The organism is Cellulosimicrobium cellulans (assembly GCF_016907755.1).
In the GTDB taxonomy this organism is placed as follows: Bacteria; Actinomycetota; Actinomycetes; order Actinomycetales; family Cellulomonadaceae; genus Cellulosimicrobium; species Cellulosimicrobium cellulans_D.
On the sequence record NZ_JAFBCN010000001.1, the window covers coordinates 4,092,329 to 4,105,863 of the forward strand.

The 13,535-nt window shown below is 74.3% G+C and carries 14 protein-coding genes and 1 tRNA gene; 8 read left to right on the top strand and 7 right to left on the bottom strand.

Translation table 11 applies throughout. The features are described 5' to 3' along the window. Positions 1-4: 4 nt before the first annotated feature. The 7 genes from JOE63_RS17680 to JOE63_RS17710 all read right to left on the bottom strand — a co-directional run bounded on the left by JOE63_RS17680 (position 5) and on the right by JOE63_RS17710 (position 5,469). Positions 5-733 carry a GOLPH3/VPS74 family protein gene (locus JOE63_RS17680; protein WP_204542828.1) on the bottom strand — a complete coding sequence of 243 codons (729 nt, stop codon included), beginning with the start codon at positions 731-733 and terminating at the stop codon, positions 5-7. Positions 734-807: 74 nt separating this feature from the next. Next, on the bottom strand, positions 808-1,722 hold the full coding sequence (locus JOE63_RS17685) for a hypothetical protein (RefSeq protein ID WP_204542830.1): 915 nt from the start codon (positions 1,720-1,722) through the stop codon (positions 808-810). A 1-nt stretch (position 1,723) separates the two neighbouring features. Beyond that, positions 1,724-1,885 carry a hypothetical protein gene (locus JOE63_RS17690; protein ID WP_204542832.1) on the bottom strand — a complete coding sequence of 54 codons (162 nt, stop codon included), beginning with the start codon at positions 1,883-1,885 and terminating at the stop codon, positions 1,724-1,726. A 130-nt stretch (positions 1,886-2,015) separates the two neighbouring features. Then, positions 2,016-2,627 carry an SIMPL domain-containing protein gene (locus JOE63_RS17695; protein ID WP_307840198.1) on the bottom strand — a complete coding sequence of 204 codons (612 nt, stop codon included), beginning with the start codon at positions 2,625-2,627 and terminating at the stop codon, positions 2,016-2,018. Positions 2,628-2,638: 11 nt separating this feature from the next. Then, positions 2,639-3,622 carry a ribose-phosphate diphosphokinase gene (locus tag JOE63_RS17700; protein ID WP_087469721.1) on the bottom strand — a complete coding sequence of 328 codons (984 nt, stop codon included), beginning with the start codon at positions 3,620-3,622 and terminating at the stop codon, positions 2,639-2,641. A gap of 68 nt (positions 3,623-3,690) precedes the next feature. Then, positions 3,691-5,367: a bifunctional UDP-N-acetylglucosamine diphosphorylase/glucosamine-1-phosphate N-acetyltransferase GlmU gene (glmU, locus tag JOE63_RS17705; protein ID WP_087469722.1), complete on the bottom strand. Its 1,677-nt coding sequence runs from the start codon at positions 5,365-5,367 to the stop codon at positions 3,691-3,693. Between the two features lie 30 nt (positions 5,368-5,397). Then, positions 5,398-5,469, bottom strand: a tRNA-Gln gene (locus JOE63_RS17710). A 240-nt stretch (positions 5,470-5,709) separates the two neighbouring features. On the opposite strand from JOE63_RS17710, the gene JOE63_RS17715 reads away from it, so the two are divergent. The 8 genes from JOE63_RS17715 to JOE63_RS17750 all read left to right on the top strand — a co-directional run bounded on the left by JOE63_RS17715 (position 5,710) and on the right by JOE63_RS17750 (position 13,447). Continuing rightward, positions 5,710-6,312, top strand: a complete 603-nt coding sequence (locus tag JOE63_RS17715) for a TetR/AcrR family transcriptional regulator (protein WP_087469723.1) — start codon at positions 5,710-5,712, stop codon at positions 6,310-6,312. Between the two features lie 110 nt (positions 6,313-6,422). Beyond that, positions 6,423-7,109: a hypothetical protein gene (locus JOE63_RS17720; protein WP_204542834.1), complete on the top strand. Its 687-nt coding sequence runs from the start codon at positions 6,423-6,425 to the stop codon at positions 7,107-7,109. A 110-nt stretch (positions 7,110-7,219) separates the two neighbouring features. Next, positions 7,220-8,200, top strand: a complete 981-nt coding sequence (locus tag JOE63_RS17725) for an ABC transporter ATP-binding protein (protein WP_204542836.1) — start codon at positions 7,220-7,222, stop codon at positions 8,198-8,200. Further along, entirely contained in the window at positions 8,197-9,405 is a 1,209-nt protein-coding gene (locus JOE63_RS17730; protein WP_204542838.1) for an ABC transporter permease, read from the top strand. Before JOE63_RS17725 ends, JOE63_RS17730 begins: the two co-directional genes overlap by 4 nt. A 141-nt stretch (positions 9,406-9,546) precedes the next feature. Continuing rightward, positions 9,547-10,047, top strand: coding sequence for a MarR family winged helix-turn-helix transcriptional regulator (locus tag JOE63_RS17735; protein ID WP_167551001.1), 501 nt, complete (start codon positions 9,547-9,549; stop codon positions 10,045-10,047). 117 nt (positions 10,048-10,164) lie between these two features. Continuing rightward, the gene (locus JOE63_RS17740) at positions 10,165-11,478 is read left to right on the top strand and encodes an MFS transporter (RefSeq protein WP_307840199.1); all 1,314 of its coding nucleotides are present in this window, start codon (positions 10,165-10,167) and stop codon (positions 11,476-11,478) included. Between the two features lie 197 nt (positions 11,479-11,675). Next, positions 11,676-12,623: an ATP-binding cassette domain-containing protein gene (locus JOE63_RS17745; protein WP_087469729.1), complete on the top strand. Its 948-nt coding sequence runs from the start codon at positions 11,676-11,678 to the stop codon at positions 12,621-12,623. Continuing rightward, on the top strand, positions 12,620-13,447 hold the full coding sequence (locus tag JOE63_RS17750; protein WP_204542842.1) for an ABC transporter permease: 828 nt from the start codon (positions 12,620-12,622) through the stop codon (positions 13,445-13,447). The genes JOE63_RS17745 and JOE63_RS17750 overlap by 4 nt, the downstream gene beginning before the upstream one ends. Positions 13,448-13,535: the final 88 nt, after the last annotated feature.

A 13,535-nucleotide genomic window follows, 5' to 3' on the forward strand; every position in this document is an offset into this window, starting at 1 on the left:
CGCCTCAGCTCGTCGCCGCTGCCGTCGCCGCGACCGTGGCGCCGACGAGGATCGCCGCGGTGACCTCCTCGACGTAGGCGCGCACCGCCTCGCTCGCCCAGCTCTGCCGCGCGATCTCCTTCGCGCGCGCGTCGACGTCCCGGCGGCGCGGTCCGGACAGGTCGGTCCCGCCGTCCACGACTGCCGGCGCGCCTCGACCACCACCCGCCGCGAGCACCCGGCCCGTCTGCCCGGTCGCGGCGAGGATCGCGACGAGGGCAGCCGTCCGCTGGTCCGGCGCGCCGCCGTCGACGAGGACGCGCCACAGGTCGGCGCGCACGCCGTCCTCGTGCCGGGTGTCGGCGGCCGGCCAGCGCGTGGTCGGGAAGATGCCGAGCACACGCCCGTCCTCGCGACGCAGGACCCCCCGCACGGCGAGCGACTCGATCGCGCGCGACGCGGGCCGGAGCTTCGCGAGGGGCGCGACGAGCGCCTTCGGCTTCGACCCCTCGCGCGACCGCACGACGGTCAGGGCCTCGTCGAGCAGCGCGTTGCCGGTCGGGGACGCGTCCCGCACGACGATGCGCCCGATCCTCCCGCCGTCGCCGTCGCCCGCGAGGTCCGCGCGCCCCAGGAGCGCGAGCTCGACCAGGAGCGCCCCGGCGGCGACCTGCTCTCGGTACGACGCGTCGACGACGGCCTTCCCGGTCACGTCGTCGAGCGTGAGCAGCAGGTAGTCCTCGAGGATGAGCATGTCCCCACGCTACGGCTGCCGCCGCAGAACGATCAGGTGCCGAATGTCATGTGCCGGCCGCGCGACCGGGCAACCTACCGGTCGCGGAAGACGAGCACGGCGGACTCCTTCTCGAGATGAAGGATCGCGCGCTCACAACCCTCCTCGGTGACCCGGACCACCCACGGTGGCGCCGCCGTGGTGGACACGAGCTCCCCTGAGACGACGCCGGGGCAGTCCTGGCCCAGGAGTGCTGTCGGGGCCGGGCTGACGGAGTCGAGGAACGTGAAGGTGACGGCGGCGCCCCGGTACTGCTGGGCCGTGACGTCCCGGACCGACGCCACGAGCCCGACGAGGCAGACCGCCGCGACGAGCGCCGCGACGGCGCTCCACATCCGGAGGGTCGTGAACCGGCCCCAGGTCAGCGCGTAGAGGCCTGCGCTCTCCAGGCGGTAGGAGACCCAGCCGAGGACCGTGAGGTCGCGTTCCACGGCTGCTCTCCGCGCGACGAACGCCTCCCGCTGGTCCGCGGGGACCGCAGGGTCCTTGAGCGTCTCCATGACACGCCTCTGGTCGTCGAGGACCCGTTCCCGGCGCTCGAGCAGACCAGGGACGTCGGCCGCCCAGAGCCCGAGAAAGGTCGCCGGCTCCTTGGCGATCTCCGACCGCAGCTCCGCGAACCGCGCGTGGGTCGCGATCTCCCCCAGGCTGACGACCTGGGGCGCGAGCACCCGGCTCGCGAGCACGACCACCGCGCCGAGCGACACGAGGACTCCTGTCCCCCACACCAGCGCGACCGGTGTCAACGCCCCGGAGTCGGACACGACGCCCGCGACAGGGAAGGCGGCGGCCAGGAATGCGACCAGGGCCACCGTCGACGTCGCGAACCACTTCGCGACGTCCCGCAGACGTGCCGTGGAGGCGTCGAAGGAGGAGATGCGCGCGACGGTGAGCGCCGTCTCGACGGGTGCCGGTCCGGCCACGGCTCCCGGCGGCGGCGAGGCGGTCATGTCACTCGTCCGACGGCGTGGCGAGGTCGTCGAGCAGGTCGCCCACGACCGGGTGCTGGTCGGGTCCCGGACCGTCGAGCGGGACGACCCACCGTTGCCCGTCCCACTGCAGGAGCCGACCGTCGACCCAGCGATACTCTCCGACCTCGGGCTGGTGGCTCATCGTCCCTCCAGGGTCTCCGGGAACGCCCTGGCCACCAGGGTTCCGCGGCGGGACCATGTCTGCAAGAGGACGGCGCCGGGACGCCGGCAGGACGACGGGCGGCGAGGCTCCGGCGCGCGGAGGCGCGTCCTCAGTCCGCGAGCTCCCAGCGCACGGTGACGCTCGCACGGACCTCCTGCGTGCCGGGCTCGACGACGAGCGCGTCGCTCGCGGCCTTGGCCGCCATCAGGCGCGGCACCGGTCCGGGCCCGCCGACGTCCTCGCGGACCTCCACGACCGGGCCGAGCGAGCGACCCGCGAGCCGGGCGTACTGCTCGGCGCGCGAGCGGGCGTCGGCGAACGCCGCGTCGCGCGCCGCGACGGCGAGCGGGCCGGGGTCGCCGACGGCGAGGCTCGTCGAGTCGAGGCGCGCGACGGGCCCCGCCGCGTCGAGCGCGACGCGGACGATCTCGCCGCACGCCGCGACGTCGCGCACGGTCGCGCGCAGGGTGAGCCGCGCCGTCGTGCGCGGGCCGTCCTCGCGCTGCTCGGTCCACGTCGACGTCTGCGACGTGCGCACGTCCACGGGGTCCACGCCCGCCGCGACGAGCGCGTCGCGCGCCGCGGCGAGCCCCGTGCTCGCGCGGTCGAGGGCCTCCTGGACGCCGGGCGCGCTGGCCTCCGTGCCCAGCTCGACGACCGCGACGTCCGGCGCCGCGGTCACCGCCCCCTGACCGGTGGTCGTCACTCCCGAGCCGCCCACGGCCCCTCCTGTCAGCTGTTGCCGTCGAAGAGCGAGGTGACCGACCCGTCGTCGAACACCTCGCGGATGGCGCGCGCGACGAGCGGCGCGATGGAGAGCACGGTGAGCTGCGGGAACTGCTTCTCCGCGGCGATGGGCAGGGTGTCCGTGATGACGACCTCGCTCGCCCCGCACTCCGAGAGGCGCTGCGCCGCCGGGTCGGACAGCACGCCGTGCGTCGCGGCCACGATGACCGACCGCGCGCCCGCGGCGAGGATGACGCGCACCGCCTCGGCGATCGTGCCGCCCGTGTCGATGAGGTCGTCGACGAGCACGCAGTCGCGGCCCTCGACGTCGCCGACGACGCGGTTGGCGACGGCCTGGTTCGGGCGCGTGACGTCGCGCGTCTTGTGGACGAACGCGAGCGGGCCGCCGCCGAGCTTCGCCGCCCACTGCTCGGCGACGCGGATGCGGCCGGCGTCGGGCGAGACGACCGTGACGTTCGACGTGTCGACGCGCGTGCGGACGTAGTCCGTGAGGATCGGCATGGCCCACAGGTGGTCGACCGGGCCGTCGAAGAAGCCCTGCGTCTGCGCGGCGTGCAGGTCGACGCTCATGAGACGGTCGGCGCCCGCGGCGGTGAACAGGTCGGACATGAGGCGGGCCGAGATCGGCTCGCGGCCGCGGTGCTTCTTGTCCTGGCGGGCGTAGCCGTAGAACGGCTGGACGACCGTGATGGTGCGGGCCGAGGCGCGCTTCGCGGCGTCGACCATGAGCAGCTGCTCCATGATCCACTGGTTGATCGGCGCGGTGTGGCTCTGGAGGATGAAGACGTCGGCGCCGCGCACCGACTCGCCGAACCGGACGTAGATCTCGCCGTTCGCGAAGTCGTACGCGGTCGTGGGCAGCAGGTCGATGCCCAGCTCCCGCGCGACCTCGTTGGCGAGCTCGGGGTGCGCGCGCCCCGAGGCGAGGACGAGGGACTTCTCCCCGTTTCCGGCGATGGTGCTGCTCATACCAGTGGGTTCCTTCGGTGGTGTTTCCGGGTGCGGGGTGGGTCTGAGGAGGTCTCGGCCGGACGCGGTCAGTCTGCCGTGGTCGCGGGACGACCGCCACGCAGCGCCTCGAGCGTGTGCTCGAGCTCGGGGCCGGGCGGCGGCGGGGTCGGGCGCTCGGCGGTCGCCGCGGCGCTCTGGTCCGCGAGCTGGGCCTGGGCCTGCGCGCCGAGGGGCGCCGCCTCGGGGTCGCTCGCGCGCGCGGCGGCCGCGGCGTCGGCCGCCGCGGTGCCGGGGCGGCGGCGCTCGACCCAGCCCTCGATGTTGCGCTGCTGCCCGCCGCTCACGCCGAGCGCGCCCGCGGGCACGTCGCGGCGGATCACGGAGCCGGCGGCGGTGTACGCACCGTCCCCGACGCTCACCGGGGCGACGAACATGTTGTCCGCGCCCGTGCGCGCGTGCGACCCGATCACCGTGCGGTGCTTGTGCACGCCGTCGTAGTTGACGGTGACCGACGCGGCGCCGATGTTCGTGTGCTCGCCGATCGTCGCGTCGCCCACGTAGGACAGGTGCGGGATCTTGGAACCCTCGCCGATCTCCGCGTTCTTCGTCTCGACGAACGTGCCGATCTTGCCCTGCGCGCCCAGCACGGTGCCGGGCCGCAGGTAGGCGAACGGGCCGACGGACGTCCCCGCGCCCAGGACCGCGAGGCTGCCGTGCGTGCGGGTCACCGTCGCGCCCGCGCCGACCTCCGTGTCCGTGAGGGTCGTGTCCGGGCCGATCGTCGAGCCCTCGGCGACGACCGTCGCCCCGTGGAGCTGGGTGCCGGGGAGCAGGGTGACGTCGCGCGCGAGCTCGACGTCGACGTCGACCCACGTCGTCGCCGGGTCGACGACGGTCACGCCCGCGCGCATCCAGTCCTCGAGGATCCGGCGGTTGAGCTCCGCGCGCAGCGTCGCGAGCTGCACGCGGTCGTTGACGCCCTCGACGATCGTCGGGTCCGCGGAGACGAGCGCCCGGACCGAGCCGCCCTCGGCGCGCGCCGCCGCGACGACGTCCGTCAGGTAGACCTCGCCCTGCGCGTTGTCGCGACCGAGCGTGCCCAGACCGCGGCGCAGGACCGCCGCGTCGAACACGTAGATCGACGCGTTGATCTCGCGGATCGCGCGCTCGTCGGCCGACGCGTCCTTGTGCTCGACGATCCGCTGCACGTCGCCCGAGCCGTCGCGCACGACACGCCCGTAGCCGGTCGCGTCCTCGAGCTCCGTCGTCAGCATCGTCACCGCGTTGCCGTCCGCGACGTGCGCGGCGAGGAGCTGGGCGAGCGTGCCGCCGTCGAGCAGCGGGGTGTCGCCCGCGGTGACGACCACGGGGCCCTCGAGCCCGTCGCCGACGCCACGGCCCTCCTGCCCGTCGGGCACGCCGTGGAGGAGCGCCTGGGCGTGCGCCTTGGCGTCGAGCGCGGCGAGCGCGCACTGCACCGCGCGCCCGGTCCCGGGGATCTCGTCCTGGTCCACGACGACCGCGTCCGGGTCCACCGAGACGGCGTGCTCGGCGACGCGGTCGCGCTCGTGCCGCACGACGACGGCGAGCAGCGCCGGGTCGAGCGAGCGCGCCGCGACGAGCACGTGCCCGAGCAGGCTGCGGCCCGCGAGCGTGTGGAGCATCTTGGGGGTGGACGACTTCATCCGCGTGCCCTCGCCGGCGGCGAGGACGATCACGGCAGCGGGGGCGACGGTGGAGTCGGTTCCCTGCTGAGCTTCCATGGGTGTTCCCCTCGGGATCGGTGGCACGAGCTCCGCCCCCAGGACTCGAACCTGGACCAAGGGCACCAAAAACCCTTGTGCTGCCGATTACACCAAGGCGGATCGGACCCGGCGACGCTCGCGCCCGGTGCGTTCCCGGGCCACGACGGGCGGGGTGGGTCCGGGAACAGTCTGCCAGGTCGCTCCCCGTGCCCGACGCCGGTCGTGCCCGTCTCGTCCGGTCCGCACCCTGGTCCTCGCTCACCGCGACAGTTGCCTGCGCCACACCGGTGCGGGGCACGCGAGCGGGTGCACGGCATGATGGACCCCGTGGCCGAGTCCAGACGCACCCCCCGATCCCGCATGACCGCGAGCCAGCGGCGCGAGCAGCTGCTCGCCGTGAGCCGCGGGCTGTTCGCCGAGAAGGGGTTCGAGGGCACGAGCGTCGAGGAGATCGCCGCGCGCGCCGAGGTGTCCAAGCCCGTCGTGTACGAGCACTTCGGCGGCAAGGAGGGCATCTACGCCGTCGTCGTGGACCGCGAGGTCCAGGCGCTCACGGCGGCGCTCTCGGGCGCGCTCGACGAGGGCGGCCACCCCAAGGTCCTCCTCGAGCGCACCGCGCTCGCCCTCCTGTCCTACATCGAGGCGTCCGAGGACGGGTTCCGCATCCTCGTGCGCGACTCCCCCGTCGCCCAGGCCACCGGCACGTTCTCCAGCCTCATCGGCGACGTCGCGACCCAGGTCGAGCACCTGCTCGCCCACCAGTTCAAGACGCGCGGCCTCGACCCGAAGGTCGCGCCCATCTACGCGCAGATGCTCGTCGGCATGGTCGCCCTCACCGGGCAGTACTGGCTCGACGTGCGCTCGCCCAAGAAGACGGAGGTCGCGGCGCACCTCGTCAACCTCGCGTGGAACGGCCTCGCGGACATGGAGAAGAGGCCGCACCTCATCACGACGAAGTCCTGACGCGTCCGTCCACAGGTCGCCCGGGGAAACTTCTCCGAAACCGCGTCATGGCGCCCGGGCGAACCCGTCTCTCCTTGCGGAAGCACGAGACCGACGAAGCGGGGCACTTCATGCACGGGCACGACCGGTCCACCGACCGCATGCACGAGGACCACCGGGACGAGATCCGTCCCACGGTCTGGGGGTACTCGACCTGGACGACGGCGCGCTGCCTCCAGGGCGCCGTCGCCGGCGCACCGGACCGCATCGTCCAGCGCACCGACGTGCTGGTCCCCGGCCTGACGCCGCGCGAGCTGGACCGCGTGCGGCGGCACGCCGAGTGGCACGCGTCGGTCGACGGCGTGCGCCTGGGGCTCGTCGCGGGCGCGGCGACCGCGATCGCCGCGGTCCTCGTCGGCCACGACCTGGCGCCCGTCGCGCTCGTCCTCGTCGCCGCGCTCCTGGGCGTCACCGCCGCGCTCCTCACGCCGGTCCTCCTGCGGGTGGCCGGCCCCCGGCTCTCCCGGGTCGAGCGCCGGGCCCTGCGCGACGCCGTCGAGATCCGGCGCGTGCGGGTCGCGCCGCCGACGTCGGCGGGCATGCGCGTGCTCGTCGCGATGAGCGCCGTCGAGTCGATCTCGAGCCGACTCGACGAGCGGGATGCGGCGATCGCCCGCGAGCTCCTCTGGGCCGCGCTCGACGCCGTCCGGCGCGACGACGTCGCCGACGTCGACCAGGCGACCGCCGCGATGCTCCGCCTCACCGTGCGGGCCGCGCGCACCCCGCTGCCGCCCGTGCGCGACGAGCACCGGGGCTGAGCCCTCGGCCGCGACCCCCGACCTCGGGAGGCTCCTCCCCTCCGTCGGGAGGGTGAGGACATGACATCTGTCCCGTGCCGCGCGCGTTCGCCCGTGGTTGTCTGGGGCGCATGGCGACACTCGAGATCGACTCGCTGACCAAGACCTACGGCGACGTGCGCGCCCTGCGCGGGACGTCCTTCGACGTGCGTGCCGGGGAGATCTTCGGCTTCGTGGGGTCCAACGGGGCGGGCAAGACCACGACGATGCGCATCGTCCTCGGCGTGCTCGCCGCCGACGGCGGCGAGGTGCGCTGGGACGGCAGGCCGATCGACCTCGCCGCGCGGCGGCGCATCGGCTACATGCCCGAGGAGCGCGGGCTCTACCCGCGCATGAAGGTGGGCGAGCAGCTCGTCTACCTCGCCCGGCTGCACGGGCTGTCCGCCGCGGGGGCCAAGGACGCGATGGAACGCTGGACCACTACCCTCGGCGTCGACGCGCGTCGCGGCGACGAGGTGCAGAAGCTCTCGCTCGGCAACCAGCAGCGCGTCCAGCTCGCGGCCGCGCTCACGCACGACCCCGAGCTGCTCGTGCTGGACGAGCCGTTCAGCGGGCTCGACCCCGTGGCCGTCGACGTCATGAGCGGCGTCCTGCGCGACCGCGCCGAGGCAGGCGTCCCCGTCGTCTTCTCCTCGCACCAGCTCGACCTCGTGGAGCGCCTGTGCGACCGCGTCGGGATCATCAAGGACGGCGCCATGGTGGAGGTCGGCACGATCGACGAGCTGCGCCGGACCGAGACCGAACGATGGGTCGTGGACGGACCACCGGGAGCGACGTGGATCGGCGCCGTGCCCGACGCGCGGGCCGTCAGCCTCGAGGGGTCGCGCACCGTCGTCGAGCTCGCGCACGGCGACGGGGCCGCGGGCGACGGTGCCGCCGTCGACGGGACGAGCGGGCGCGAGCAGGCCGTGCTGCGCGCCGCGCTCGCCGCGGGCCCGGTGCACGAGTTCTCGCTCGTCCGGCCGTCGCTCACCGAGCTGTACCGCGACGTCGTGAGCGCCGAGGAGAAGCCGGCCGGGACGGCCGCCGAGACCGTGGAGGTGGGGGCATGAGCACGGGGACCTCGTTGACGTCCTGGGGCGCGATCCGGCTCGTCGCGGGCCGCGAGATCACGACGCGGATCCGCTCGAAGTCGTTCGTCTGGCTCACCGTGGTCCTCGTCGGCGCGGTCGTGCTCGGCGGTGTGGTGCTGAACCTCGCGAGCTCGTCCGGCCCGACCGCCGAGCGCGTCGGCGTCACGCCGCAGACCGCGGCGCTCGCGGAGTCGATCCAGGCCACGGGCACCACCCTCGGGACCGAGGTCGAGACCGTCGACGTCGCCGACGACGCGGCGGGCGAGACCCAGGTGCAGGACGGCGACCTCGACGCGCTCGTCACCGGGACCGCCGAGTCGCCCACGGTCGTCGTGGACACCGAGCTCTCCCCCGGTCTCACCGCCGTCTTCACCACCCTCGCCCAGCAGGCCGCGCTGTCCGACGCCGTCGCGAGCCTCGGCGGCGACCCCGCCCAGGTCGCGGGCGACATCGCGACCGCCGCGCCGACCGTGCGCACGATCGGCGAGCCCAGCGAGTTCGACCCGACCCGGTACGTGACCGGCCTCGTCACCGGGATCCTGCTCTTCATGGCCATCATGATCAGCGGCCAGCTCATCGCGCAGGGCGTCGTCGAGGAGAAGACGAGCCGCGTCGTCGAGCTCCTGCTCTCGACCGTCCGGCCCTGGCAGCTCATGGCGGGCAAGGTGCTCGGCATCGGCCTCGTCGGGCTCGGGCAGGTCGCGCTCGTCGTGCTCGCGGGCGTCGGGACCGCGCTCGGCCTCGGCCTCGTCGACACGTCGACGATCGACCTCGGCACCGCGGCCGTCTGGGCGCTCGTGTGGTTCGTCGTCGGGTTCGTCAGCTACGCGCTCCTCATGGCCGGCCTCGGCGCGCTCGTCTCGCGCCAGGAGGACGTCGGCGCCGTCACGACCCCCGTCACGTTCCTCATGATCGTGCCGTACGTCGTCGGCATCTCCGTCGCGCCGTGGGCTCCCGACAACCCGCTCGTCGTGTGGCTGTCGTTCGTCCCGCTGTGCTCGCCGCTCCTCATGCCCGTGCGCATCGCGCTCGGCAGCGCCGAGACCTGGGAGGCGCTCCTCGCCCTCGGCCTCTCGCTCGCCGTCATCCCGGTGCTCGTGTGGCTCGCCGCGAAGATCTACTCCAACGCGGTCCTGCGCACCGGTGCCCGCGTCCGCCTCAAGGACGCCCTCCGCACCACCTGACCCGGGACCGCGGCGCGGGAGAACCGTCGCGCGAGGTAGAGCCGTGGTTGTGCTCGACGGCGTGTGGTTGCGTTGGGTGGGCGAGGTGGATGGCGGGCGTCAAGAGTCTTGATGTCGAGACACGTCGAGTACCCTCGCGTCATGGAGCAGCAGCACGAGGACGAGGTCGACCGCATCGTCGCGGCGTGGCAGCGTGAGCGGCCCGACCTCGACGTCGAGCCGCTCACCGTCTTCTCGCGCGTCGACCGCCTCGCGCGGCACCTCGACCGCGCGCGCCGCACGGCGTTCGCGCGGGGGCACCTGGAGACGTGGGAGTTCGACGTGCTGTCGGCGCTGCGCAGGGCCGGCGAGCCGTACCGCCTGTCCCCCGGCGCCCTCGTGACGCAGACGCTCGTGACGAGCGGGACCATGACCAACCGCATCGACCGGCTCGAGGAGCGCGGGCTCGTGCTGCGCCGCCGGTCCCCCGACGACCGCCGCGGCGTGCTCGTCGAGCTCACGGCCGAGGGCCTGGAGCGGGTCGACACGGCGATGACCGACCTGCTCGCGGTGGAGGCGCGCATCCTCGACGCGCTGGAGCCGGGCGGCCGCCCTGCGCTCGCGGCGCTCCTGCGTACAGTCGTAGGACAGTTCGACGACTGACCGACGGCCCGGCTGACCGGGCGGGCGGCGTCGCACGCGCCCGCACCTGGAGGTCACCGCCCGATGCCGCCGTCCCGGCCGCCCCGCCCGAGCACCTTTCGGGGCGGGATCGACGGCGTGCTGCTCGTCGCGGTGCTGCTGGTCGCGGTCAACCTGCGCGCGCCGCTGACGGCGCTGCCGCCGGTCGTCGCGGACGTCGCAGCGGACCTGCACCTCACGGCGGCGGCCGCGGGCCTGCTCACGGGCATCCCCGTGCTCTGCTTCGCCGTGGCGACGCCCGCGGTCGCGGGGCTGCTGGGGCGGTCGTCGCTGCGGACCGCGATCGCGGTCGCGCTCGGGCTGATCCTCGCCGGCACCCTGCTGCGCTCGGCCGACGTCGCCGCCCTCGGCGCCGCGGGCACGTTCGCCGGGACGGTGCTGCTCGGGCTCGGCATCACGACGGCCAACCTCGCCGTCCCGATGATCGCGCAGCGCGACTTCCCCGGGCACGTCGCGACGGTGACCGGCCTGTACACGGCCGCGATCAACGTGGGGACCGTCGCGACCACGGCGCTCACCGCGCCCCTCGCCGACGCCGTCGGCTGGCGCTGGGCGCTCGCGTCGTGGTCCGTCCTCGCCGTCGTCGCGCTCGTGTGGTGGCTCCGCGCCGTCCCGCGTGAGGCGAGCCGGACGGGACGGACGACGACGGGCCGGGCGAGCGGGCCGGCGTCGGGCACGACGGCGCCCGGCGACGGGGCGGAGCACGCGCCGGACGACGCCGGCGGGTCGGGCGGGGACGCGCCCTCCGACCCCGGCGACCTCGCCGCCGCGGTCGCGGAGGGCGTCACCGGCACCGACCCGGCCGCCGCCCGCGAGCGCCACGTCCTGGCGACGCCGTTCACCTGGTGGCTGTGCGCGATGTTCGCGCTCCAGTCGTCGAGCTTCTACGCGCTCACGGCGTGGCTGCCGCTCATCCTGGAGGACCTCGCGGGGATCCCTCGCGCGGCGTCGGGCGGCGCGGCGTCGCTGTTCCAGGGCTTCGCGATCGTCGGCGGGCTCGCCGTGCCGCTGGCGGCGCGACGCTGGTCGCTGCGGCAGAGCTTCGCCGTGATCGCGGTGCTGTGGCTGACGCTGCCCCTGGGTCTGCTCGTCGCCCCGGGCCTGTGGGCGGTGTGGGCGTCGATGGCGGGTGTCGCCCAGGCGGCGAACTTCGTCGTCATCTTCACGCTCGTCGCGCAGCGCTTCCCGACCGTCCGCCGGGGGCGTCAGGCCTCGGCGACGGTGCAGTCGGTCGGCTACTGCTTCGCCGCCGTGGCCCCGACGCTCGCCGGCGCCCTGCACACGGCGACGGGGACGTGGACCACCCCGGTGGCCGTCGTGCTCGGCGCCCTCGTGCTCATGACGGGGATCGGCCTCGCCGTCACGGGCTCCCCCCGCGAGCACACGAGGTAGCCCACCGCGGCTCCACCTCCCGCGACCACGGCTCTGCCTCGGGAGGCCAGGGCTCCACCTCGCGCTCGTTCCCTCGGCAGGCACGACGCCCTTGACCCGCGCGTCGAGGCGTGTTTATGGTGTACACATAGTTTATGACATACACGTCAGTGTGCGCCGCACACCGGCCAGCACGTCCGACCGAGAAGGAGAAGGCGATGACCGAACCGATGATCGCCGTGCAGGGGCTCGAGAAGTCCTACGGCGACCACGCCGTGCTGCGCGGCGTCGACCTGACCGTGCGCCGCGGCGAGATCTTCGCGCTGCTCGGGCCCAACGGCGCCGGCAAGACCACGACCGTCAACATCCTCACGACCCTCGTCCGGCCCGACGGCGGCACGGCCCGCGTCGCGGGGGCCGACGTCGCGCACGACGCGGCGCGGGTGCGCGAGACGATCGCCCTCACGGGCCAGTACGCGTCGGTGGACGAGTTCCAGACGGGCCGCGAGAACCTCGTCATGATGGGCGAGCTCGCCCACCTCCCTCGGCGCGCGGTGCGTCGACGGGCCGACGAGCTCCTGGCCCGCTTCGACCTCACCGACGCCGCCGACCGGCGCGTCGGGACGTACTCGGGCGGCATGCGCCGCCGCCTCGACCTGGCGATCAGCCTCGTCGCCGACCCCGCCGTCCTCGTCCTCGACGAGCCGACGACGGGGCTCGACCCCGCCTCGCGCGCCCAGCTCTGGGACGTGGTCCGCGGGCTGGCCGCGGACGGGACGACGGTCCTGCTGACGACCCAGTACCTGGAGGAGGCCGACCGCCTCGCCGACACGATCGCCGTCCTGCACGACGGCCGCGTCGCCGCGCGCGGCACGGCCGCCGAGCTCAAGGCCCTCGTCGCGGGCGACCACGTGCGCGTCGCGTTCGACGACCCCGCGAGCCTCGCGGCCGCCGTCGGGCTCGCGCCGACGCTGGGTCTCGCCCGCACGGCCACGGACGAGAAGGACCTGTCCCTCACCGCGCCGAGCGACGACCCCGTCCGCACGATCCGCGACGTGCTCGCGGCCGCCGACGCCCACGACCTCGCGGTCGTCGGCGTCAGCGTCGTCAAGCCCACGCTCGACGACGTCTTCCTCGCGCTGACCCGGAAGGAGGGCGCCCGATGAGCGCCACCACGCCCACGCTCGCCACCGCCCCGACGGGGCCGCCGCGCACCGCCGCGCGCGCCCGGCAGACGCCCGCGACGGCCGCGCGCGACGTGCGCACGATGGTCGCGCGCGAGACGCGCCGCCAGCTCCGCAGCGTCGACGGGCTCATCACCGCGTTCGCGCTGCCCGTCATGATCATGCTCGTGTTCGTCGTCATCTTCGGCGGCGCGATCGGCGGGGACGACTACATCGACTACGTCGTTCCGGGCGTGCTCGTCATGTGCCTCGGGTTCGGCTCGGCCACGGCCGCCGTGGGGGTCGCGCAGGACATGACGTCGGGCACGATCGACCGGTTCAAGACGCTGCCGATCTTCGGACCGTCCGCGCTGTGGGGGCACGTCGTGGCGAGCGTGGTACGCAATCTCGCGTCCGCGGTCGTCGTCGTGGCCGTCGCGCTCGCGCTCGGCTTCCGGCCCGACGCCGGGCTCGGCGACTGGCTGGGCCTCGTCGCGTTCGCCGTGCTCGCGGTGCTCACGTTCACGTGGCTGAGCGTCGCGCTCGGTCTGGTGCTGAGCGTCGAGGCGTCGCAGTCGGTGAACTTCCTCTTCCTGTTCGTGCCGTATCTCAGCTCGGGCTTCGTCGAGATCGACACCATGCCCTCGTGGTTGCACGGGTTCGCCGAGAACCAGCCGTTCACGCCGATCATCGAGACGTTCCGCGGACTCCTGGCCGGAGCACCCGACGCCTCGACGGTCCTCACCGCGATCGCGTGGCTGGTCGGCTTCCTCGCGGTGAGCTGCGCCGCCGGCTCCGTCCTCTACCGCCGGCGGACCGCCCGCTGACCCCGGTCGCCGAGCGTGCGGCCGTCGTCCGTCCTGGGCCCAGGGCGGGCGACGGCCGCATGCTCGACCGGATACCAGACATGATGTG

What these genes read in the sequence shown, in the direction of transcription:
- JOE63_RS17680 (WP_204542828.1), bottom strand. Translation starts at nt 733, where the DNA reads ATGCTCATCCTCGAGGACTACCTGCTGCTCACGCTCGACGACGTGACC.
- JOE63_RS17685 (WP_204542830.1), bottom strand. Translation starts at nt 1,722, where the DNA reads ATGACCGCCTCGCCGCCGCCGGGAGCCGTGGCCGGACCGGCACCCGTC.
- JOE63_RS17690 (WP_204542832.1), bottom strand. Translation starts at nt 1,885, where the DNA reads ATGAGCCACCAGCCCGAGGTCGGAGAGTATCGCTGGGTCGACGGTCGG.
- JOE63_RS17700 (WP_087469721.1), bottom strand. Translation starts at nt 3,622, where the DNA reads ATGAGCAGCACCATCGCCGGAAACGGGGAGAAGTCCCTCGTCCTCGCC.
- glmU (WP_087469722.1), bottom strand. Translation starts at nt 5,367, where the DNA reads ATGGAAGCTCAGCAGGGAACCGACTCCACCGTCGCCCCCGCTGCCGTG.
- JOE63_RS17715 (WP_087469723.1), top strand. Translation starts at nt 5,710, where the DNA reads ATGACCGCGAGCCAGCGGCGCGAGCAGCTGCTCGCCGTGAGCCGCGGG.
- JOE63_RS17720 (WP_204542834.1), top strand. Translation starts at nt 6,423, where the DNA reads ATGCACGGGCACGACCGGTCCACCGACCGCATGCACGAGGACCACCGG.
- JOE63_RS17725 (WP_204542836.1), top strand. Translation starts at nt 7,220, where the DNA reads ATGGCGACACTCGAGATCGACTCGCTGACCAAGACCTACGGCGACGTG.
- JOE63_RS17730 (WP_204542838.1), top strand. Translation starts at nt 8,197, where the DNA reads ATGAGCACGGGGACCTCGTTGACGTCCTGGGGCGCGATCCGGCTCGTC.
- JOE63_RS17735 (WP_167551001.1), top strand. Translation starts at nt 9,547, where the DNA reads ATGGAGCAGCAGCACGAGGACGAGGTCGACCGCATCGTCGCGGCGTGG.
- JOE63_RS17745 (WP_087469729.1), top strand. Translation starts at nt 11,676, where the DNA reads ATGACCGAACCGATGATCGCCGTGCAGGGGCTCGAGAAGTCCTACGGC.
- JOE63_RS17750 (WP_204542842.1), top strand. Translation starts at nt 12,620, where the DNA reads ATGAGCGCCACCACGCCCACGCTCGCCACCGCCCCGACGGGGCCGCCG.